The organism is Actinomadura macrotermitis (assembly GCF_009604375.1).
Taxonomy (GTDB): domain Bacteria; phylum Actinomycetota; class Actinomycetes; order Streptosporangiales; family Streptosporangiaceae; genus Spirillospora; species Spirillospora macrotermitis.
This window is the reverse complement of the sequence record NZ_WEGH01000001.1, coordinates 473,641-494,365: the sequence shown is the minus strand read 5'-3', so window position 1 is coordinate 494,365 and position 20,725 is coordinate 473,641. Positions and strand designations below refer to the sequence as shown.

Below are 20,725 nucleotides of genomic sequence, written 5' to 3'. Positions count from 1 at the left end.
CTTGGGGAACGGGAGGACGCGGGGACGCCGGGAAATGATCCGGCGGACCCCCGCCGGATGCAACGCTCCGCGCCGACCGCCGGACCATCGCTGTCCCCCTCATCTGGTAGGACGGGGGCGTGACGAACGACGGCGGGGGAGCTGAGCTGATTCCGGGGCTGGGCGACATCCCGCGGGTCCCCGCGGGCAAGGCGCCCGAGTCCGCGAAAAGCCTATCGCCTACGAAAGGCACGTCGGGGAAGAAGCCGGGCGCCAGGAAGGGCGCCCGGGAGCCCGCCGCGGAGCTGCCGGTGGCGCGGATCGCCGTCGACATCCCGCTGCCGCACCTGGACCGCCCGTTCGACTACCTGGTGCCCACCACGATGGACGAGGCGGCGGTGCCCGGCTGCCGGGTCCGGGTCCGGTTCGCCGGGCAGCTCGTGGACGGCCTGCTGCTGGAGCGCGTCCCCGAGAGCGGCCACGAGGGCCGCCTCCTCTACCTGGAGCGGGTCGTGTCGCCCGAGCCGGTGCTCACGCCCGGGATCGCCGCGCTGGTCCGCGAGGTCGCCGACCGCTACGCCGGGACCTTCGCCGACGTGGTGCGCCTCGCCATCCCGCCCCGGCACGCCCGCGCCGAGGCCGAGCCGCCGCCCGAGCCGGCGGGCCCCCCGCCGGCGCCGGAGGGGCCCGGGCCGTGGGCCGCCTACCCGGCCGGGCCGTCCTTCCTCGCCGCGCTCGCCGGCGGGCGGGCGCCGCGCGCGGTGTGGACGGCGCTGCCGGGCCCGGACCGGATCGCCGCGATCGCCCGCGCCGTCGCGGTCACGCTCGCCGCCGGGCGCGGCGCGCTGGTCGTGCTCGCCGACGCCCGCGACGTCGCGCGGATGGACGCCGCCCTCACCGCCGAGCTGGGGGAGGGCCGGCACGTGGCGCTGATGGCCGGGCTCGGCCCGACCGAGCGGTACCGGCGCTGGCTGCGGGTGCTGCGCGGCGGCGTCCGGGCCGTCGCCGGCACCCGCGCCGCGATGTTCGCGCCCGTCGCCGACCTCGGCCTGGTCGTGCTGTGGGACGACGGCGACGACGTGCACGCCGAACCGCACGCCCCCTACCCGCACCCGCGCGAGGTCCTCGCGCTGCGCGCGCACCGCGCGGGCGCCGCGGCGCTGTTCGGCGGGTACACCCGCACCACCGACGCGACCCAGCTGGTCGAGTCGGGCTGGGCGCACGCGCTCACCGCCGACCGGGTGCGGATCCGCGAGGTGATGCCGCGCGTCCAGCCGGTCGGCGAGGACCCCCAGCTGGCCCGCGACGCCGCCGCCCGCGCCGCGCGGCTGCCGAACCTGGCGTTCCAGACGGCCCGGCAGGCGCTCGCCGAGGGCCCGGTGCTGGTCCAGGTGCCGCGCCGCGGCTACCTGCCCGGCCTGGCCTGCGGCCGCTGCCGCACCCCGGCCCGCTGCGGCGAATGCCAGGGCCCGCTGTCGCTGCCCGGCGCGCACGCCGCCCCCTACTGCCGCTGGTGCGGCCGGATCGCCGGCGACTGGCACTGCCCCGAGTGCGGCCACGTCGCCTTCCGCGCCGTGGTCGTCGGCGCGCGGCGCACCGCTGAGGAGCTCGGCCGCGCCTTCCCCGGCGTGGCGGTGCGCACCTCCGGCAAGGACGCGGTGCTGGACGCCGTCGGCCCGGACCGGGCGCTGGTGGTGTGCACGCCCGGCGCCGAGCCGGTCGCCGAGGGCGGCTACACCGCCGCGCTGCTGCTGGACGGCTGGGTGCTGCTCGGCCGCGCCGACCTGCGCGCGGGGGAGGAGACGCTGCGCCGCTGGATGAACGCCGCCGCCCTGGTCCGCCCCGGCGGCCACGTCGTGGTCGCCGCCGACGGGTCGCTGCCCGCGGTGCAGGCGCTGATCCGCTGGGATCCGATCACCTACGCCGAGCGCGAGCTGGCCGAGCGCCGCGAGGTCGGCTTCCCGCCCGCGGCGCGGATGGCGTCGCTCACCGCCTCCCCGGCCGCGATCCGCGAGCTGGTCGAGGACGCCCGGCTGCCCGAGGGCGCCGAGGTGCTCGGGCCCGTCCCGGTCGGCGGCGCCGAGGAACGCGAGCGCGCCCTGGTCCGGGCCCCGCGCGGCGCCGCCCTGGAGCTGGCCCGCGCCCTGCAGGCCGCGCAGGGCGTGCGCAGCGCTCGCAAGGCCACCGAGGCCGTCCGGATCCAGATCGACCCCCTGGAGCTGATCTGACGTCCCGGCCCGGCGAAGCGGCAGGGCGTCTTCCAAGGACCCTGGACGTCGCGTAGTAGGAGGTGGGTTCATGGAAGATGCCCTAGGCTCCTGTCGGTGGCCGACAACTGGGTTGAGAGCACCACCGACGATCTGCGTCGCTGGGCGGACGAGCACGACCGCAAGGTCGACGTGGCCGGGGCGCGGCTCCTGCTGGAGCTGGCCGAGGAGGACCTCGGCCTGCCCGGCCCGGGCGCGCTGGACGCGGCCGCGCTGCGCACCCTGCTGCTGGAGACCTTCCCCGACTCGGTCGTCGCGGGCGGCGACGAGGTCCCGGCCGTCCTGGAGACGGCCCGGCACCTGGCCGGGTTCCTCGGCGACGCCGGGCTCGCCGACGGCGCCGCCCTCGCCGCCGAGCTGGACCGGGTCGCGCCGGAGTTCGCCGAGGTCGTCGGGGCGGCCGACACCACCGAGCGGCAGGCCGCCGCCGAGGTGCTGACCGGCCTGATGTGGGCCGACGGGATCGACCCGCAGGACGAGGCCGCCGTGCGGGAGTGGGTGCGCGAGTTCGAGGAGCTCCCCGAGGAGGAGCGCTACGCCCGCACCGAGGAGTACCTGCGGCAGGTCGAGGAGCTGGCGGTCCCGCCGGTGCGGCTCGCGCCCGCCGCCGAGCTCGCCGAGGCGGCCCGCCGGTCCGGGCTGACCGCGCAGGCCCTCGCCCTGGCCGAGTGGACCGGGGAGCGCCCGGTCGACGAGTACGACGAGCTGACCGGCGCGGAGACGGCCGCCGCCGCCGAGGCGCTCGGCCTGGCCACCCCGCGCGCCGAGGGCGAGGCCGAGGAGCAGGCCGACGTCCCCGAGGTCGACCGGCTCTGGTGGGCCGCCGCCGAGTCGGGCGTGCTGACCGTCGGCGACGGCCGGGCCGCGCCCGGCCCCGGCCTGGCGGCGCTCACCGGCGGCGACGACGAGGCCGTCCTGGACGTCTGGCTGCGGCTGTTCGACGCCGCCGCGGTGCCCGAGCACGACGCCGAGGACGGGCTGGACGCCGTCGAGCTGGTGCAGAACGAGCTGACCGGCGTGCTCATCCACCTGTACGAGCAGGAGGAGCCCTCCACCGCCGCCGAGCTGACCGGGGCGCTGGTCGACCACATCGCCGAGGCCTACGAGGTGTCCGACGACGCCGCGCTGGCCGGTGCCGTCACCGGGGCCCTCGCGCTGGAGCTGGCCGACCTCACCGCCTGGGGCGTGCTCGGCGGCGACGACCGCGGCCTGGAGCTGACGCCGCTCGGCGTGTGGGGCGTGCGCGAGCTGCTGCGCGCCGACGGGTTCGCCGCGCCGGTGGTGGGCGACCTGGCCGGCGCCCCGGCCGCCGATCTGGTCGCCGGGCTGGTCTGGCACCGCCAGGACACCGCCGACGAGGAGATCGACGGCTGGCTGGACGGCCGCGACCCCAAGGACGCCGCCGCCGACCTGCTGGCGGTCATGCGGACCGGCGGGCCCGGCGCGCGCAACCTCGCCGCCGGGGTGCTGCACCGCATCGGCGACGAGGCCGCGCCCGTCGTGCGGGCCGCGACCGGCGAGCCGCTCAGCCGCCCCTACGCCGCCCTCTGGCTGTCCGAGCACGGCCACGACGGGTACGAGCTGTCGCGCGACGAGTACCTGTGGGTGTTCGTGGACACCCTCGCCGGGATGCTGGAGACCGCCGAACCGGCCGACGCCGTCGCCGCCGCCCTCACCGGCGCGCCGGCCGGCGCCGAGCTCGGCGCGATGATCCACGACATGTGGCGGGCCGACCACCCGGCCACCGCCGGGGTGCTGGCCGCGCTCGGCGCCCACCACCCCGACCGGCCGATCGCCAAGGCCGCGCGCACCGCCGCCTACAAGGCGCGTTCGCTGTAGTTCGTAGACTGGTCGCGCACCACCTTGCGCACCGCGCTTTCCGCACCGCCCGCCTCACCGAACGGAGCCCTCGTTGGCCGTCAAGCCCATCCGCCTCTTCGGGGACCCCGTGCTGCGCACGCCCGCCGAGCCGGTCAAGGACTTCGACAAGGAGCTGCGCCAGCTCGTCAAGGACCTGACCGACACCATGATCGACGCGCCCGGGGCGGGCCTGGCGGCGCCGCAGCTCGGCGTCGGCCTGCGGGTGTTCACCTACTACGTCGACGACCGGCTCGGGCACGTGGTGAACCCGACGCTGGACCTGACCGACGAGCAGGAGACCGGCGACGAGGGCTGCCTGTCCCTGCCGGGCCTGGCGTTCCCGACGCCGCGCTCGGTCGGCGTGGTGGCCAAGGGGTACAACATGCACGGCGAGCCGATCACGCTGGAGGGCACGCACCTGCTGGCCCGCTGCGTCCAGCACGAGACCGACCACCTGGACGGCATCTTGTTCATCGACCGGATGGACCCCGAGCAGCGCAAGGCCGCGATGAAGGCCGTCCGCGAGGCCGAGTGGTTCGGCGACCCGGCGCCGGTGGTCAAGCAGTCGCCGCACCGCACGTTCGGGAAGGCGATCTAGGGTGAGGCTGGTCTTCGCAGGGACCCCCGAGACCGCGGTCCCGGCGCTGGAGGCGCTGCTGGCCTCCGCGCACGAGGTCGTCGCCGTCGTCACCCGGCCCGACGCGCCCGCCGGGCGCGGCCGCAGGCTGGTCGCCAGCCCGGTCGCCGAGCGCGCCGCCGAGGCCGGGATCGAGATCCTCAAGCCCGCCAAGGCGCGGGACCCGCAGTTCCTGGACCGGCTGCGGGAGATCGCGCCCGACTGCTGCCCCGTCGTCGCCTACGGCGCGCTGCTGCCGCGCGAGGCGCTGGACATCCCCGCGCACGGCTGGGTGAACCTGCACTTCTCGCTGCTGCCGGCCTGGCGCGGCGCGGCGCCGGTGCAGCACGCGATCCTGCACGGCGACGACGTCACCGGCGCGGCCACCTTCCAGATCGAGGAGGGCCTGGACACCGGCCCGGTGTTCGGCGTGCTCACCGAGCCGATCCGGCCCGAGGACACCTCCGGCGACCTGCTCGGCCGGCTCGCCGTCGCGGGCGCCCGGCTGCTGGCCGACACCATGGACGGCATCGAGGCCGGGGTGCTGGAGCCGCGGCCGCAGCCCGCCGAGGGCGTCTCGGTCGCCCCCAAGATCACGCCCGAGGACGCCCGGGTCGACTGGGGCGCCCCGGCGCACCGGGTGGACCGCCTGGTGCGGGCCTGCACGCCCGCGCCCGGCGCCTGGACGACGTTCCGCGACGCCCGCGTCAAGCTCGGCCGGGTCCGGCCCGCCCCCGACGCCGGCCCCCTGGCGCCGGGCGGGCTGCTGGCCGAGCGCAAGCGGGTGCTGGTGGGCACCGCCACCCACCCGGTCGAGCTCGGCGAGGTCCGGCCCGAGGGCAAGCGCCCGATGCCCGCCACCGACTGGGCGCGCGGCCTGAACCTCACCGGCAAGGACGGCCTGGTCTGATGCCCGCCCGCAGCAATCCCCGCGGCCGCGGCGACCACGGCCGCAACCGCCGTCCCGGCGGGCCGCGCAACACCGGCCGCCCGCAGGACCTGGTCCGCCGCACCGCCTTCGACGTGATCCGCGCGGTGGAGACCCGCGACGCCTACGCCAACCTGCTGCTGCCGGCCCGGCTGCGCGACCGCGAGCTGTCCGGCCGCGACGCCGCCCTCGCCACCGAGCTGACCTACGGCACGCTGCGCGGCCGCGGCACCTACGACGCGATCCTGGCGCTCTGCAGCGACCGCGAGCTGCGCCGCATCGACGGGCCGCTGCTGGACGTGCTGCGCCTCGGCGCGCACCAGATCCTGGCCACCCGCATCCCGCCGCACGCCGCCGTCGGCACCGCGGTGGACCTGGCCCGCTCGGTCGCCGGGCCGGGCCAGTCCAAGTTCGCCAACGCGGTGCTGCGCAAGGTCGCCGGCCGCGACCTGGCCGGCTGGCTGGAGATCGTCGCGCCGGAGTCGGCCGACCTCACCACCCGGCTGTCGGTCGCGCACAGCCACCCCAAGTGGATCGTGTCGGCGCTGCGCGACGCGCTCGGCCCGGACCGGGACGAGATCGGCGACCTGCTGGCCGCCGACAACGCCCGCCCGCTGGTCACCCTGGTCGCCCGCCCCGGCCGCGCCTCGCTGGAGGAGCTGGCCGGGTGGGGCGCGGACCCGGCCCCGTACTCGCCGTACGCGGCGGTCCTGGAGGAGGGCGACCCGGGCGCGATCCCGGCGGTCCGCGAGGGCCGCGCCGCGGTGCAGGACGAGGCGAGCCAGCTCGTCGCCGCCGCCCTGGCCGCCGCGCCGCTGGACGGCCCCGACGCCCGCTGGCTGGACGTGTGCGCCGGCCCCGGCGGCAAGGCCGGGCTGCTGTCGGCCCTGGCCACCGGGCGCGGCGCCCGGCTGCTCGCCGCCGACCTGCAGCCGCACCGCGCCGGCCTGGTCGCCCGCGCCGTGGACGACCGCGCCGGGGTGGTCGCCGCCGACGGCACCGCGCCGGCCTGGCGTCCCGGCGCCTTCGACCGGATCATGCTGGACGCGCCGTGCACCGGCCTCGGCGCGCTGCGCCGCCGCCCCGAGGCGCGCTGGCGGCGCGGCCCCGAGGCGGTCGCCGAGCTCGGCGGGATCCAGCGGGAGCTGCTGGCGGCGTCGCTGGAGGCGCTGCGGCCCGGCGGCGTGCTCGCCTACGTCACCTGCTCGCCGCACCTGGCCGAGACCCGCGTGATCGCCGGCGACGTGCTGCGGCGCCGCGACGACGTGACGGCGCTGGACGCGCCGGCGGTGCTGCGCACCGTGGCGCCCGGCCTCACCGGCGTCGGCGAGGGGGAGTTCGCGCAGTTCTGGCCGCACCGGCACGGCACCGACGCGATGTTCCTGGCGCTGCTGCGGCGAACCTAGGCCCTGCGGCGAAAGCCCGGATCCTTTACGTGTCGCTCGCGCGTTGACCTGATGACGGCCGCATACCCTTGATGGTCGTCATGAGGGCCTGAACGCTGCCGAGGGAGATCCGTGCTGACCGGTTTCATGCACTTTGCATCGTTCATCGGCAGTGCGGCGTTCTACCTGCCGCTCCTGGTGATCGTCTACTGGTGCCTGGAACCGCGCGTCGCCGCGCGCGCCGCGGTCCTGCTGGCCTTCAGCGCCGCCCTGAACAGCGTGCTGAAGCTGGCGTTCCACGCGCCGCGACCGTTCTGGACCGACCCGTCGATCCGGGCGGGGGAGGCGCACGACTCGTTCGGCATGCCGTCGGGGCACGCCCAGAACGCCGTCGTGGCCTGGGGGTTCCTGGCCGCGCACCTGCGCCGCCGGCTCGCCTGGGCTGCCGCCGCCGTGATCATCGTGCTGATCGGGGTGTCGCGGATCCAGCTCGGCGTGCACTCGCCCGGCCAGGTGCTGGCGGGCTGGGGCGTCGGCGCCGCGCTGCTGGTCGCCGCGCTGGTCCTGGAACCGGTGGCCGTGCCGTGGTGGACGCGGCGCCCGCTCGCCGTCCAGGTCGCCCTCGCCCTCGCGCTCTCGCTGGCCCTGCTGGCCTGCGCCTGGGCGGCGCTGCGGGCCCTCGGGGTGTGGCACTGGCCGGTGCTGTGGGCGCGCGCCATCACCGCCGCCGGCGGCAGCCCGCACGCGGTCGGCCTGAGCGACGCCGCGGCCGCCGCCGGCATCCTGTTCGGGGTGCTGGCCGGGGTGTCCTGGCTCGGCCACCACGGCTGGTTCGACGCGGGCGGCGAGGTGTGGCGGCGGGTGGCCCGCCTCCCGGTCGGCGCGGCGGGCGGCCTGGCGATCTACACCCTCGGGCTGTTCCTCGGCACCCGGCCGGTGCAGCAGTTCGTCGTCCAGGCGCTGCTCGGCCTGTGGATCGTGGCGGGCGCGCCGGAGACGTTCGTGCGGCTGCGGCTGGCGGCCCGTACCACCCCTGCGATCACCCCCTCGGGTGAGCCGCCCGCCGGGGCGCGGCAATAGACTCGGGGCCATCATGGCTCCGCAGATCTCTCCCAGCATCCTGTCCGCCGACTTCGCGAACCTCGGCGCCGACGTCGAGCGCATCGCCGACGCCGCCGACTGGGTCCACGTCGACGTGATGGACAACCACTTCGTCCCCAACCTCACCCTCGGGCTGCCGATCGTGCAGGCGCTGCTGAAGACCAGCAGGCTGCCGCTGGACTGCCACCTGATGATCGAGGACCCGGACCGGTGGGCGCCGCAGTACGCCGAGGCCGGCGCCGGCAGCGTCACCATCCACGCCGAGGCCGCCAAGGCGCCGATCCGCACCCTGCGCGCCATCCGCGCCGCCGGGGCGCGCGCGGGCCTCGGCGTCAACCCGGCGACGCCGGTCGACGGCTTCGAGGACCTCCTCGGGGAGATCGACATGCTGCTGCTGATGACCGTCGAGCCCGGCTTCGGCGGCCAGAGCTTCCTCGACGTCGTGCTGCCCAAGGTCCGCCGCGCCCGCGAGCTGATCAAGGGCCGGGACCTGCCGGTCTGGCTGCAGGTCGACGGCGGCGTCAGCGCCGAGACGATCGAGCGCTGCGCCGAGGCGGGCGCCGACGTGTTCGTGGCCGGCAGCGCCGTCTACAACGCGAGCGACCCCGACGAGGCCGTCCGCAGGCTGCGCGCGCAGGCCGAGGCCGCGACCGCCAAGGCCGACTGGGCGCGCTGATGCTCCTGCCGTGCGACGGCGTGCTGTTCGACGTGGACGGCACCCTGGTCGACTCGACGCCGCTGATCGAACGGGCCGCCCGCGTCTGGGCGCCCGAGTACGGCATCGACCCCGACGCCTACCTGGCGCGCGCGCACGGCCGGCGCACCAGCGACAGCATCGCCGACTTCCTGCCGGCCGGGCAGGTCCGCGCCGCCACCGAGCGCCTGGACGCCCTGGAGGCCGCCGAGGTGGCCGGCGTCACCGCGCTCCCGGGCGTGGTGGACCTGCTGTCGTCCCTGCGCGGCCTGCCCTGGGCCGTGGTGACCTCGATGGACCCCGGCCAGCTCACCGCCCGCGCGGGGGCGGCCGGGGTGCCGCTGCCGAAGGTCGCGGTGACCGCCCGCGACGTGGCCGCGGGCAAGCCCGATCCGGCCGGCTACCTGCTGGCCGCGCGCCGCCTCGGCCTGGATCCGGCGCGCTGCGTCGTGGTCGAGGACGCTCCGGCGGGCGTCGCCGCGGGCCGCGCCGCGGGCGCCACCGTCGTCGCGCTGACCACCAGCCACTCCCGCGCCGACCTCGCCGAGGCCGACGTGATCGTCCCCGACCTGACGGCCGTCACGGCGGAGCCCGGCGGGCTGCGCGTCCGGGCCTGAGCCTCAGCGCCCGTCCGGGGCGACGCGCTCATCGCCGGCTTCCGGCGGACCGGCCGGACGACCTGAATCAAGCGAGCGCTTGGTTGGCCGGATGCGGCCGTGTCCCTTTTCACATGCCGCGGGGAATGCCGTACGTGGCACACTGGTTGCCAAGCATGAAACGCGTGCTCCGGGGTCGGTGCAATTCCGAACCGGCGGTGACAGTCCGCGACCCGGCCGAAGCCATCGGCCGGTTGATCCGGTGAAATTCCGGGACCGACGGTGAAAGTCCGGATGGGAGGCAGCGCGCGGGGCATCCTTGCCGTCTTCGGCAGGGGTGTCCGACTGCCGTACGTTCCGTCGTACGCAAAGACACCCCGGAGCCTTCATCCCTAGACATGGGAGGCCCGGGAGATGTTCACCGGCATCGTCGAGGAGCTCGGCGAGATCGTCGCGGTCGAGTCGCTGGCCGACTCCGCCCGCCTGACGATCCGCGGCCCGCTCGTCACCGAGGACGCGGTGCACGGCGCGTCGATCGCCGTCAACGGCGTCTGTCTCACCGTCGTGGAGACCAAGGACGGCGCCTTCACCGCCGACGTGATGCGCGAGACCCTCGACCGGTCCAGCCTCGGCGGTCTCACCGCCGGCTCCCGCGTCAACCTGGAGCGGCCGGTCCGCCTGTCGGACCGGCTCGGCGGCCACCTGGTGCAGGGCCACGTCGACGGCGTCGGGACGCTGCTGTCGCGCGAACCCGGCGAACGCTGGGACGTCGTCACCTTCGCCCTGCCGCCCGGGCTCGCGCGCTACGTCGTCGACAAGGGCTCGATCACCATCGACGGCGTCAGCCTCACCGTGGTGCGGGCCGAGGCCGACCGGTTCAGCGTGTCGCTCATCCCGACCACCCTCGAACTGACCACGCTCGGCCGCAAGCAGCCCGGCGACCCGGTCAACCTGGAGGTCGACGTCGTGGCCAAGTACGTCGAGCGGATGCTGGGGGAGCGGGCATGAGCTGGCTCAACGCGAGCTTCTCGCTGTTCGGCGAGAAGATCCTGTGGACCGACCTGGTCGGCAACGTGCTGTCGCTCGCCGTCGTCTGGCTGGCCATGCGCAAGACGCTGTGGACCTGGCCCGTCCAGCTCACCGGCGCCCTGCTGCTGCTGGCCGCGTCGCTGCACGCGCACGCCCCCGGCAACGCCCTCAAGCAGGTGCTGTTCTGCGCCCTGGCCTCCTACGGCTGGATCATGTGGGCGCGCGGGCGGCGCGAGGAGAAGGGGCTGCTGGTGCGGCAGGCCACCGTCCGCGAACGGGTGGTGCTGCTCGCGGCCCTCGCGCTCGGCACCGTCGCCGTCGCGCAGCTGTTCATCCACCTGACCTGGCTGCAGGTGGCCTGGTCGCCGTGGGCGAACGCCTACATCTTCGTCGGCAGCGCGGTCGCGACGTTCGCGCAGAGCCGCGCGCTGGTCGACTTCTGGATCATCTGGGTCCTGGTGGACCTGGTCGGCGTCCCGCTGGCCTTCAAGTCCGGGCTCTACGTCTCGGGCGCGGTCTACGGGCTCTTCTTCGTGATGGTGATGGCGGGGTTCCGCAACTGGCTGCGGGAATCCCGGGAACGCAACGACCTGCAGGAACCGAACAAGGCGGTGACCGCATGAGCGGCAACGACATCGACGGCAGTGGAATCTTCGACCCGGTGGAGGACGCCCTCGCCGACATCGCGGCGGGTAAGCCCGTGGTGGTGGTGGACGACGAGGACCGCGAGAACGAGGGCGACATCATCTTCGCCGCGTCCATGGCGACGCCGGAGCTGCTGACCTTCACCATCCGCTACACCAGCGGCGTCATCTGCGTGCCGATGACCGGCGCCGATCTGGACCGGCTGCACATCCCGCTGATGACCCCGCAGAACACCGAGCGGCTGCGCACCGCCTACACCGTCAGCGTCGACGCCCGCGACGGCGTCAGCACCGGCATCTCCGCCGCCGACCGGGCGCGCACGATCCGCACCCTGTGCGACCCGGCGAGCGAGGCCGAGGACCTGGTGCGCCCCGGCCACATCTTCCCGCTGCGCTACCACGAGGGCGGCGTGCTGCGCCGCCGCGGCCACACCGAGGCCGCCGTCGACCTCGCCCGGATGGCCGGCCTGCCGCCCGCGGGCGTGCTCGCCGAGATCGTCAACGAGGACGGCACCATGGCCCGCCTGCCCGAGCTGCAGGTGTTCGCCAAGGAGCACGGGCTGAAGCTGATCTCCATCGAGCAGATGGTGGAGTACCGCAAGCGCACCGAGCGCATGGTGACCCGCGCCGTGGAGACCCGGCTGCCGAACCGCTACGGCATGTGGCGCGCGGTCGGCTTCGCCAGCGAGATCGACGGCGGCGAGCACGTCGCGCTGGTGTACGGCGACCTCGGCGACGGGGAGGACGTGCTGGTCCGGGCGCACTCCGAGTGCCTCACCGGCGACGTCCTGCACTCCGAGCGCTGCGACTGCGGCACCCAGCTCGACGCCGCCATGGAGCGGATCGCCGCCGCGGGCCGCGGCGTCATCCTGTACCTGCGCGGGCACGAGGGCCGCGGCATCGGCCTGCTGGCCAAGCTGCGCGCCTACGCGCTGCAGGACGAGGGCGCCGACACCGTCGACGCCAACCTGGAGCTCGGCCTGCCCGCCGACGCGCGCGAGTACTCCAACGCCGCGCACATGCTGCTGGACCTCGGCGTCCGCTCGGTCCGGGTGCTCACCAACAACCCGGCCAAGCTGAAGGGCCTGGACGGCTTCGGCCTGGCGGTCCTCGGCCGCGAGCCGATGCCCGTCCTGGTCACCGAGCACAACCAGCGCTACCTGGCGGTCAAGCGCGACCGCCTCGGACACCGGATCGAGGGACTCGCATGAGCGGCGCCGGACGCCCCGAGGACCGCGTCGTCGACGCCGCCGGGCTGACGCTCGGCATCGCCTGCACCCGCTGGCACGACCAGATCACCGGGCCGCTGCTGGAGCGCGCGCTCGCCGCCGCCAAGGCGTGCGGCATCGACGCGCCGGTCGTCACGCGGGTCCCGGGCGCGCTGGAACTGCCGGTCGTCGCGCAGCAGCTCGCCCGCGATCTGGACGCGGTTGTCGTTCTCGGCGCAGTCATCCGGGGCGAGACCGCACATTTCGACTATGTCTGCGACGCGGTGACCGCCGGTGTGACCCGCGTCGCCCTCGACGAGGCGACTCCGGTGGGCAACGGGGTGCTCACATGTGACAACATTGAGCAGGCACTGGACCGTAGCGGGCTGCCCGGCAGCCGCGAAGACAAGGGGTGGGAGGCGACTGTGGCCGCACTCGACACGGCACTGACCCTGCGAGGACTGCGGCATCACGGGCATGCCGGGCACGGCGTGGAGCATCTGAGCTCCTGACGTCCCCGGACCCGATCGCCACTTCCACCGAAAGGTCTTCCCGTGCTCTCTCTCGTCCTGCCCAAGGGCTCGCTCGAAAAGGCCACGCTGGCGCTGTTCGACGCCGCCGACCTCACCGTCCGGCGCACCTCCGACCGCGACTACCGGGCGCAGATCGACGACCCGCGCATCGACCGCGTCCGGGTGCTGCGCCCGCAGGAGATCCCGACCTACCTCGAGCAGGGCCTGTTCGACCTCGGCATCACCGGCCGCGACTGGATCACCGAGACCGACGCCGACGTGGTCAGCCTCGGCGAGCTGCAGTACTCCAAGGCGACCGCCAACCCGGTCCGCGTCATCATGGCGGTGCCGAACGACGCCCCCTGGCAGCAGGTCTCCGACCTGCCCGAGGGCGTGCGGATCTCCACCGAGTTCCCGGCGATGACCGAGCGGTTCCTGGAGCGGCACGGCGTCAAGGCCCGGGTGGTGCCCTCCTACGGCGCCACCGAGGCCAAGGTCCCCGACATCGTGGACGTCATCGTCGACCTCACCGAGACGGGCTCGTCCCTGCGCAAGAACGGCCTGCGCATCCTGGACACCCTGCTCACCAGCTACACCGAGCTGGTCGCCAACCGCGCCGCCTACGAGGACCCGGCCAAGCGCGCGGCGATGGAGGACGTCGCGCTGCTGCTGCAGGGCGCCATCCGGGCCCGCGGCAACGTCCTGCTGAAGCTGAACGTCGCGCAGGAGAACCTGCAGGCGGTGCTGGACATCATGCCCGCGATGTCGTCGCCGACCGTGACCTCCCTGGCGGGGGGCCAGAGCAACGCGGTGGAGAGCGTGGTCGCCAAGCGCGGCGTCAACACCCTCATCCCGGCGCTGAAGCAGGCCGGCGCGCACGACATCCTCGAGATCCCGATCTCCAAGATCGTTGACTGACGCACCCTCGCTGCCGGCCGTGTGGCGTCCGCACACCACACGGATCGTGGCCTACGCGACGGCGGGTGTGATCGTGCTCGGCATGGTCGTGCTCGCCGTCGTGCTGGCGCCCCGGTTCCAGCTCTTCGACCGCGCCATGATCGTGCTGTCCGGGCTGTTCATCGCCTGGATCCTGCACATGCTGGCCCGCTGCCGCGTCGTCGCGGCCGACACGGGCCTCACCGTCGTCAACGCCTTCCGCACCCGCCGCCTGGCCTGGGCCGAGGTGCTGGACGCCGGCATGACGGTGGGCGAGCCCTGGCCGACCCTGGACCTGGCCGACGGCACCTCCCTCGGCGCGATGGGCATCCAGGGCTCCGAACGGGCCCGCGCCGCCCGCCAGCTCGCCGAACTCCAGGCCCTGCTGAAGCAGCGCAGCGAAGCCCCCGACCCCTCCTGACGGGGCGCCGGGCCTACTTGCGGAACTCGCTGCTGTCGCCGTCGGTCCAGGTCATGATGAACGCGCCGGCGGCGGGCGGCGGGGCGGTGCCGTCGAACTTGGAGGCGCCGCAGTCGAAGGCGAAGCGGTAGGTCCCGCCGTTCGGGGTGACCTTGCCGGCGCAGTCGACGCTGCTCTTGAACTTCAGGCCGCCCCGGGCGTCGACGGTGAGGACCGTGCCGCCCGTGCCGGCGTCGCCGTTGGCGGCGGAGCGCCACGTGCCGGTGAAGGGGGTCGCGCCGGTGGGGCCGGCCTTCTTCGGCTCGCCGCCGCAGCCCGTCAGGGCGATGAGCAGGGCGAAGGCGAGGGCGGTGGTGCGCATCAGTCGCGTGACTCCGTGGTCCGCAGGCGGGAGGGGGACGTGACGCCGAAGCCCCAGTCCAGGAGCCGGGCGGCGTCGGCGAAGCGGCCCGCGGAGGTGGCGCCCCCGAGAGTCGCGCCGATCAGCGTACGCCGTCCCCGCCTGGCGGTGAACAGCAGGCAGTACCCGGCGGCGCCGGTGTAGCCGGTCTTGATCCCCGTGGCGCCCCGGTAGGCGCCGAGCAGCCGGTTGGTGTTGGTCCAGGTGTGGGCGCGGTGCGCGCCCCGGCCGGGCAGCGTGCGGACGCGGGTGCGGACCGTCCGGCGGAACGCGGCGTAGCGGAGCGCGGCGCGGCCCAGCCGCACCAGGTCGCGCGGGGTGGACGGGTCGGCGTCGCGGGTGGGGTAGGGCAGGCCGTCGACATTGTCGTAGCGGGTGCGGGTCATGCCGAGGGAGGCGGCGGTCGCGTTCATCTCGGCGACGAAGTCCTGCCAGGTCGGCGCGTACGCCTCGGCGAGGGCGTAGGCGGCGTCCGCGCCGGACGGGAGCAGCAGCGCGTACAGCAGCTCCCGGGCCGTCAGCCGCTCCCCGGCGCGCAGCCCGGCCGACGTCGCGCCGTGCCGGACGGCGTAGTCGACGTGCTTCTGCTCGATGGTGACCACGCGGTCCAGGCCGCCCGCGCGGAGCACCACCAGCGCGGTCATCACCTTGGTGATGCTCGCGGCGGGGTAGGCGGTGTCGGCGCCGCGCGCCCAGCGGGTCCCGCCGGACGCGGCGTCGGTCAGATAGGCGGTTCTGGACCCGACGCCGGCGGGCCCCGCCTCCGCCGCCGCCGGGGGCGCGGTCAGGAGGGCGGCGATGAGGAGCAGGCACACCGGGAGCGTTCGCACAGCGTGCAGCTTCGCAACGGGGCCGGGCGCCCGCAACCGGTTCGGGAAAGGTCGCGGGCGCCCGGTCCGCTAGTCGACGTTGGCGCCGGCGGGCACCGGCGGGACGGTCAGGACGTCGGCGGTGCGGACGCCGAAGCCCCAGTTCAAGATCTTGCCCGCGTCGGTGAAGCGGGCCTGCTCGCTGGTGGTGGAGCTGTTGAGGACGACCCCGATCAGCGTCCGCGAGCCGCGCTTGGCGGCGAACATGAAGGAGTACCCGGCGGCGTCGGTGTGGCCCGTCTTGATGCCGATCATGCCCCGGTAGGAGCCGAGCAGCCGGTTGGTGCTGATCCAGGAGTAGCGCTGGTGCTCCCGGTTGGCCGCGAGCGTGTAGGTGCGCCGGCCCACGACCGCGCGGAACTCGCTGTTCTTCATCGCGTAGTGCCCGAGCCGCACCAGGTCGCGGGGCGTGGAGTAGGTGGCGGTGCCGCTCGGCCAGGGCAGCCCGTCGAAGTTGGCGTAGTGGGTCTTGGTCATGCCGAGCGACTTGGCCGTCTTGTTCATCTTGGTGACGAAGCCGCGCCAGCCCGGCCCGTACACGTCGGCGAGGGCGTAGGCGGCGTCGCAGCCCGAGGGCAGCATGAGGCCGTTCAGCAGCTGGCGGACGGTCAGCTTGTCGCCCGCGCGCAGCCTGGCCATGCTGCCGCCCTGGCGGATGGCGTAGTCGATGTACTTCTGCTTGATGGTCACCTTGCGGTCCAGGTGACCGGCGCGCAGCACCACCGCGGCCGTCATGACCTTGGTGATGCTGCCCATCGGCCGCTTGACGTCGGCGTTGCGGGACCACTTGATCTTCTTGGCGCCGCTGTCGAACAGCATGGCCCCCTTGGCGGCGACGCCCGCCGGCCCGGCCGCCGCGTCCGCCGTCAGGGCGGGGGCCACCACGAGCGGCACCGTCAGCACCCCCGCGATCGCGCACTGCCCGGCCCGGCGCGTTGCTGTCCCCATCGGCATCCCCGTTCACATAAGGCGCATAGGTCACAAGCGTGACCTGACGAGGGTGCCAGGCCGGGCGGTGGTGATCAAGCGGTGAGGATCGTCGCGGCGCCCGCGCCGATGAGCGCGACCGCCCACAGCCGGTCCAGGTTGAACCAGGCGCGGCGCAGCACCGCGAGCCCGACCACCTCGTAGACCAGCACCGCGACGACTCCCGCGACCGCGAACATGGCGAGGGTGTGCACGCCGGTGACGAACACCGCCGCCGACACCGCGCTGCCGGTTCCGGCCACCAGCCCGTGGTCGTGGCCGGGGACCGGCGCGGCCGACGAGGTGAGGACGGGCAGCAGCATCAGCCCCGCGCCGTGCACCGACGACATCAGGAACGACCAGCCGGCGAGCTGCCACAGCGAGATCCGCATGCCGACCCAGCGGAAGTGCCGGTCCGACAGCAGCCGCCACAGGCCGAACCCGACCAGCACCACCCCGCCGGCGATCGCCACCGCCTGCGTGGCGACCACCGACCGGGTCAGCGTCACCAGCAGCGCGACCGCGCCGACCGACGCCGCGTGCCCGGCGGCGATCGCCGGCAGCGACCGCAGCACGAGCGCGCGGCTGCGTTCCTGCAGCCCCCGGGCGACCGCGAACAGCCAGCCCATGCCGGGGTTCAGCCCGTGGAACGCGCCGAGCGCGACCAGCGCCGCGAGCGAACCCTCCTTCATCAGGGGTAGCAGTAGGAGTCGGACGAGGCGTCGCCGCCCTGCAGGCGCGTCTGGTGCGGGCGCCGCCCGCGGAAGGCGTCGCCGTGGGGGAAGAACCGCTCGTCGAAGGTGAAGCCCTCGGGGGTGGAGTCGAGCTTGGCCATCCAGGCGCCGACGCCGTCGGGGTAGAACTGGTCGTCCCACGCGCCGTAGAGCGAGTTGGTGACGTAGACGCGGCGGCCGTCGCGGCTGACCTCGACCATCTGCGGGCCACCCGCGAGCGGCAGCCCCGGCTCGGCCGGGTGCGGGGCGCGGTCCACGATCCCGCCGATGCGGACCGAGCCCGCCTCGACGGGGTGGAACGGGTCGCTGACGTCGTAGCGCTTCAGCTCGCCGGTGCCCCAGCACGACACGTACAGCCACTGGTCGTCCACCGACAGGTCGATGTCGGTGACCAGCGGCGGGACGGCGCCGAACGGCGCGATCACCGGCGGCAGGTCGGCGGCGTCGGCGGGCTCGGCGGGGATGATGATGACCTTGGTGGCGGCCCAGGCGTCGCCGTCGCGGTGCCACAGCCACACCGACGCCGACAGGTCCTCGACGTTCACCACGACGCCGGCGAACCCGTACTGCTTGGTCGGGTCGTGCGCGGGCCGCAGCTCCAGCACCATCTGGTGCTGGTCGCCGAGGTCGACGGTCTGCACGTGCTTGCGCTTGCGCAGGTCCCAGAAGTGCAGCGAGTGCCCGTACTCGCGGCCGAGCAGCAGCTCGCCGACGACGCCGTCCTCGATCATCGAGGGGGTGCCCCACTCGGAGCTGACGAGCACGTCGTGCGCGATGTGCCACCAGGCGTCGTAGGCGAAGAACTGCGGCCCGCGGTCGACCTCCCACCGGCCGAGCACCTCGAACGAGGTGTGGTCCAGCAGCGCGATCCCGCCCGGCCCCTCGGCGCCGTCCGCGCCGCCGAGCGCCGTCACGTACAGGCCCTCGGGCCCGCAGTGCACGGTGTGCGGCCGCGAGTACCCGGCGCGCCCGGCCAGCTCCGCCGCGGTGATGGTCTTGACCAGCTGCGGCTTCAGCGGGTCGTCCTTGGTGTCCAGGACGTGGATGTCGGACGAGCGCAGGCCCGGCACGATCAGGTAGCGGCGCTCCACGTGCGGGTGCGGCGACCCGGGGCAGAGGGCGCTGCTGCACGCGTTCCACCCGAAGTGGTGCAGCTCGTCGCCGAGGCCGGGCAGTTCCGACCAGCCGACGACGTCGCCGTAGGACGCCGAGTCGGGGTCGACGTCCAGGACGGCGATCGCGTCCGGCTCGGCCGCGGCCCGGTCGAACGCCGCGACGTAGGCGAGCTTCTCCGGCGGGCCGGCGGCGGCGTCGCGCGGGGAGGGGTAGAAGGTCGGATCGGGCTTCCATAGGGCCATGTGGGGGTTTCCTTAGCTGACCGTGACGGGATGGCGCGCGACCGCGCCGAACAGATAACCGAGCGTGTTGTAGGGGGCGACGTCGGGTTGGGCCGCGCCGGTCTCGTCGACGGCGCGGGCGAGCAGTTCGTGACGACCCGCCGCGCGGGGCCGCCAGGGCAGTTCCCACCGCACCCAGTCGCGCGCGTGGTGCGGTCCGCGCGTGCGGGCGCGCTGCCAGGAAGCGCCTCCGTCCACGCTTACCGCGACATGCCGCACGCGTCCATTGCCCGACCAGGAGCGGCCGTGCAGGACGTGCGTGCGGTCCGCGGCGAGGGCGGCGTCCCAGGGCAGCTCGAACGCGCTCTTGACGTTCATCCGGGTGAGCGGCGCGCTGCCCTCGGGCGGCTGGTCCGGGCCGAACAGGCGGTAGTACCGGGTGTTCCAGGGCGAGTACAGCGGCTGCTGCGACACCTGGATGTCGCCGAGCCATTTGATGGAGGCGATGCCGACCCAGGACGGCACGACGAGCCGGACCGGGTACCCGTGGTCGGGCGGCAGCGGCCGGCCGTTCATCTCGTAGGCGAGCAGGACGTCCTTCAGCGCCTTGGCGACCGGCAGCGGGCGCCGGACCCGCCCGAGGTTCTCGCCCTTGTCGACGAAGTCGGCGTCCAGGCCGCGCGGCAGAAGGTCCACGGCCCGGCGGGTGAGGCCGGCGCGTTCCAGGACCGTGGCCAGCCGTACCCCGCGCCAGTGCGCGACGCCGACCGCGCCGAGCCCCCACGGGGTGCCGCTCACCTGCTGGCCCTGCTGAGAGGTGTAGAGGGAGCGGCCGTTGCCGGTGCACTCGATGAACGCCGTCAGGGACTCGGCGCGCATGCCGAGCAGGTCCTCGTAGGTGAACTCGACCGGCCGGTCCTCGGTGGGGGAGCGGTGCAGGCCGTCGCCCCACAGCTTCAGCCGCCAGGTGCGGGCGTCGATGATCGGGGTCGCGACGTGGTTGCGGACGAAGAAGCGGTCGGCGGGGGTCAGGTGGCCCTGGCCGCGCATGGCCTCCCAGCGCATCTCGGCGTTGGTGCCCCGGGGGATGAACAGCTCGGGCGGCAGGGGCTTGACGATCCCGGAGCCGTTGTCCGCCGCCGCCGGGCGCGCTCCGGTCGCCAGCGCGGAGCCGATGCCGAGGCCGAGGCCCGCGCCGGCCGTCAGCCGCAGCATCCGCCGCCGGGTCAGTTCGTAGACGGCCTCGTCGGTCAGGTCACCATCCATGGCCATGATGCTGCTGATCGGACGACCGGAAGTCAACTTTCCCTACTGAGTTAATATGGTTAAGGCGCGTTAGGGTGAGTGGCGTGGTGCACACCTCCACCGCGGTCGCCTCGCCGGCCGAGCTCGCCGGGCTGCTGGACCGGCACGCCTACCTGTGCGACGACGGCCTCGCCACCGCGTGCTTCCTGGCGCTGCGGATGGGCCGGCCGCTGTTCCTGGAGGGGGAGGCCGGCGTCGGCAAGACCGAGCTGGCCAAGACCCTGGCGCGGGTGCTCGGCGCCCCGCTGATCCGGTTGCAGTGCTACGAGGGCCTGGACGCCTCGCAGGCCCTGTACGACTGGGACTTCCCGCGCCAGCTGCTGCACCTGCGCGCCGCCGAGGCCGCCGGGGTCGCCGACGTCGCGCGGCTGGAGGGCGAGCTGTACGACCGGCGGTTCCTGCTCGCCCGCCCGCTGCTGCGGGCGCTGGAGACCACGCCGAGCGTGCTGCTGGTCGACGAGGTCGACCGCGCCGACGACGAGTTCGAGGCGTTCCTGCTGGAGGTGCTCAGCGACTTCGCCATCTCGGTGCCCGAGCTCGGCACGATCCGCGCCGAGCACCCGCCGGTCGTGGTCGTCACCTCCAACCGCACCCGCGAGGTGCACGACGCGCTGAAGCGCCGCTGCCTCTACCACTGGCTGGAGCACCCCTCCTACGAGCGCGAGGTCGCCATCATCCGGCGGCGGCTGCCCGGCACGGCCGAGAACCTGGCCGGGCAGGTCGCCCGCGCCGCGCAGCGGCTGCGCGGCGCGGACCTGCTGAAGCCGCCCGGCGTCGCCGAGTCGCTGGACTGGGCCGAGGCGCTGGTCGCGCTCGGGGTGCGCGAGCTGGACCCCGAGACGGCGGCGCGCACCCTCGGCACCGTGCTGAAGTACCGCGAGGACCAGGAGCGCGTCGTCGCGGGCGGGCTCGCCGCCCTGCTCGGCGGGGGGTAGGAC

The 20,725-nt window shown here is 74.7% G+C and carries 21 protein-coding genes and 1 riboswitch; of the genes, 15 read left to right on the top strand and 6 right to left on the bottom strand.

Annotated elements, in window-relative coordinates; all coding sequences use genetic code 11:
- Positions 1-119 precede the first annotated feature (119 nt).
- The 14 genes from ACRB68_RS02200 (at position 120) to ACRB68_RS02135 (ending at position 14,176) form a co-directional block, all read left to right on the top strand.
- Positions 120-2,207, top strand: coding sequence for a primosomal protein N' (locus ACRB68_RS02200; protein WP_328593638.1), 2,088 nt, complete (start codon positions 120-122; stop codon positions 2,205-2,207).
- A 96-nt stretch (positions 2,208-2,303) separates the two neighbouring features.
- Positions 2,304-4,085, top strand: coding sequence for a hypothetical protein (locus tag ACRB68_RS02195; protein ID WP_153530605.1), 1,782 nt, complete (start codon positions 2,304-2,306; stop codon positions 4,083-4,085).
- A 73-nt stretch (positions 4,086-4,158) separates the two neighbouring features.
- Positions 4,159-4,704 (top strand): peptide deformylase, encoded by a 546-nt coding sequence (gene def / locus ACRB68_RS02190; protein ID WP_153530604.1) that lies wholly within the window; start codon positions 4,159-4,161, stop codon positions 4,702-4,704.
- A 1-nt stretch (position 4,705) separates the two neighbouring features.
- Positions 4,706-5,632: a methionyl-tRNA formyltransferase gene (fmt, locus tag ACRB68_RS02185; protein ID WP_328593637.1), complete on the top strand. Its 927-nt coding sequence runs from the start codon at positions 4,706-4,708 to the stop codon at positions 5,630-5,632.
- On the top strand, positions 5,632-7,056 hold the full coding sequence (locus tag ACRB68_RS02180) for an RsmB/NOP family class I SAM-dependent RNA methyltransferase (RefSeq protein ID WP_153530603.1): 1,425 nt from the start codon (positions 5,632-5,634) through the stop codon (positions 7,054-7,056). The genes fmt and ACRB68_RS02180 overlap by 1 nt, the downstream gene beginning before the upstream one ends.
- A 111-nt stretch (positions 7,057-7,167) precedes the next feature.
- Positions 7,168-8,115 (top strand): phosphatase PAP2 family protein, encoded by a 948-nt coding sequence (locus ACRB68_RS02175; protein WP_153530602.1) that lies wholly within the window; start codon positions 7,168-7,170, stop codon positions 8,113-8,115.
- 13 nt (positions 8,116-8,128) lie between these two features.
- Positions 8,129-8,812, top strand: coding sequence for a ribulose-phosphate 3-epimerase (rpe, locus tag ACRB68_RS02170; protein WP_153530601.1), 684 nt, complete (start codon positions 8,129-8,131; stop codon positions 8,810-8,812).
- Positions 8,812-9,447: an HAD-IA family hydrolase gene (locus tag ACRB68_RS02165; RefSeq protein ID WP_153530600.1), complete on the top strand. Its 636-nt coding sequence runs from the start codon at positions 8,812-8,814 to the stop codon at positions 9,445-9,447. The genes rpe and ACRB68_RS02165 overlap by 1 nt, the downstream gene beginning before the upstream one ends.
- A gap of 160 nt (positions 9,448-9,607) precedes the next feature.
- Positions 9,608-9,738: riboswitch (FMN riboswitch) on the top strand.
- Positions 9,739-9,840: 102 nt separating this feature from the next.
- The gene (locus ACRB68_RS02160; RefSeq protein WP_153530599.1) at positions 9,841-10,434 is read left to right on the top strand and encodes a riboflavin synthase; all 594 of its coding nucleotides are present in this window, start codon (positions 9,841-9,843) and stop codon (positions 10,432-10,434) included.
- Entirely contained in the window at positions 10,431-11,078 is a 648-nt protein-coding gene (gene pnuC / locus ACRB68_RS02155; RefSeq protein WP_153530598.1) for a nicotinamide riboside transporter PnuC, read from the top strand. Before ACRB68_RS02160 ends, pnuC begins: the two co-directional genes overlap by 4 nt.
- Complete coding sequence (locus tag ACRB68_RS02150) at positions 11,075-12,310, top strand: bifunctional 3,4-dihydroxy-2-butanone-4-phosphate synthase/GTP cyclohydrolase II (RefSeq protein ID WP_153530597.1); 1,236 nt, start codon at positions 11,075-11,077, stop codon at positions 12,308-12,310. Before pnuC ends, ACRB68_RS02150 begins: the two co-directional genes overlap by 4 nt.
- Positions 12,307-12,819, top strand: coding sequence for a 6,7-dimethyl-8-ribityllumazine synthase (gene ribH / locus ACRB68_RS02145; protein WP_153530596.1), 513 nt, complete (start codon positions 12,307-12,309; stop codon positions 12,817-12,819). The genes ACRB68_RS02150 and ribH overlap by 4 nt, the downstream gene beginning before the upstream one ends.
- A 42-nt stretch (positions 12,820-12,861) precedes the next feature.
- Positions 12,862-13,737 carry an ATP phosphoribosyltransferase gene (hisG, locus tag ACRB68_RS02140; RefSeq protein WP_328593636.1) on the top strand — a complete coding sequence of 292 codons (876 nt, stop codon included), beginning with the start codon at positions 12,862-12,864 and terminating at the stop codon, positions 13,735-13,737.
- Positions 13,730-14,176 carry a PH domain-containing protein gene (locus tag ACRB68_RS02135; protein ID WP_235958703.1) on the top strand — a complete coding sequence of 149 codons (447 nt, stop codon included), beginning with the start codon at positions 13,730-13,732 and terminating at the stop codon, positions 14,174-14,176. The genes hisG and ACRB68_RS02135 overlap by 8 nt, the downstream gene beginning before the upstream one ends.
- Positions 14,177-14,189: 13 nt before the next feature.
- On the opposite strand, the gene ACRB68_RS02130 is transcribed toward ACRB68_RS02135, so the two are convergent.
- The 6 genes from ACRB68_RS02130 to ACRB68_RS02105 all read right to left on the bottom strand — a co-directional run bounded on the left by ACRB68_RS02130 (position 14,190) and on the right by ACRB68_RS02105 (position 19,748).
- Positions 14,190-14,537, bottom strand: coding sequence for a hypothetical protein (locus ACRB68_RS02130; protein ID WP_153530595.1), 348 nt, complete (start codon positions 14,535-14,537; stop codon positions 14,190-14,192).
- Positions 14,537-15,406 carry a D-alanyl-D-alanine carboxypeptidase family protein gene (locus ACRB68_RS02125; protein WP_328593635.1) on the bottom strand — a complete coding sequence of 290 codons (870 nt, stop codon included), beginning with the start codon at positions 15,404-15,406 and terminating at the stop codon, positions 14,537-14,539. The genes ACRB68_RS02130 and ACRB68_RS02125 overlap by 1 nt, the downstream gene beginning before the upstream one ends.
- A 69-nt stretch (positions 15,407-15,475) precedes the next feature.
- The gene (locus ACRB68_RS02120; protein ID WP_235958701.1) at positions 15,476-16,393 is read right to left on the bottom strand and encodes a D-alanyl-D-alanine carboxypeptidase family protein; all 918 of its coding nucleotides are present in this window, start codon (positions 16,391-16,393) and stop codon (positions 15,476-15,478) included.
- 74 nt (positions 16,394-16,467) lie between these two features.
- The gene (locus tag ACRB68_RS02115; protein WP_153530593.1) at positions 16,468-17,103 is read right to left on the bottom strand and encodes a hypothetical protein; all 636 of its coding nucleotides are present in this window, start codon (positions 17,101-17,103) and stop codon (positions 16,468-16,470) included.
- Positions 17,103-18,503 (bottom strand): selenium-binding protein SBP56-related protein, encoded by a 1,401-nt coding sequence (locus ACRB68_RS02110; RefSeq protein ID WP_153530592.1) that lies wholly within the window; start codon positions 18,501-18,503, stop codon positions 17,103-17,105. The genes ACRB68_RS02115 and ACRB68_RS02110 overlap by 1 nt, the downstream gene beginning before the upstream one ends.
- Before the next feature lie 12 nt (positions 18,504-18,515).
- Positions 18,516-19,748: a sulfite oxidase gene (locus ACRB68_RS02105; RefSeq protein ID WP_153530591.1), complete on the bottom strand. Its 1,233-nt coding sequence runs from the start codon at positions 19,746-19,748 to the stop codon at positions 18,516-18,518.
- An 83-nt stretch (positions 19,749-19,831) separates the two neighbouring features.
- Here ACRB68_RS02105 and ACRB68_RS02100 point away from each other — a divergent pair, with 83 nt between their 5' ends.
- A complete protein-coding gene (locus tag ACRB68_RS02100; RefSeq protein ID WP_328593634.1) occupies positions 19,832-20,722 on the top strand; it encodes an AAA family ATPase in 891 nt (296 codons plus the stop codon).
- Positions 20,723-20,725 lie beyond the last annotated feature (3 nt).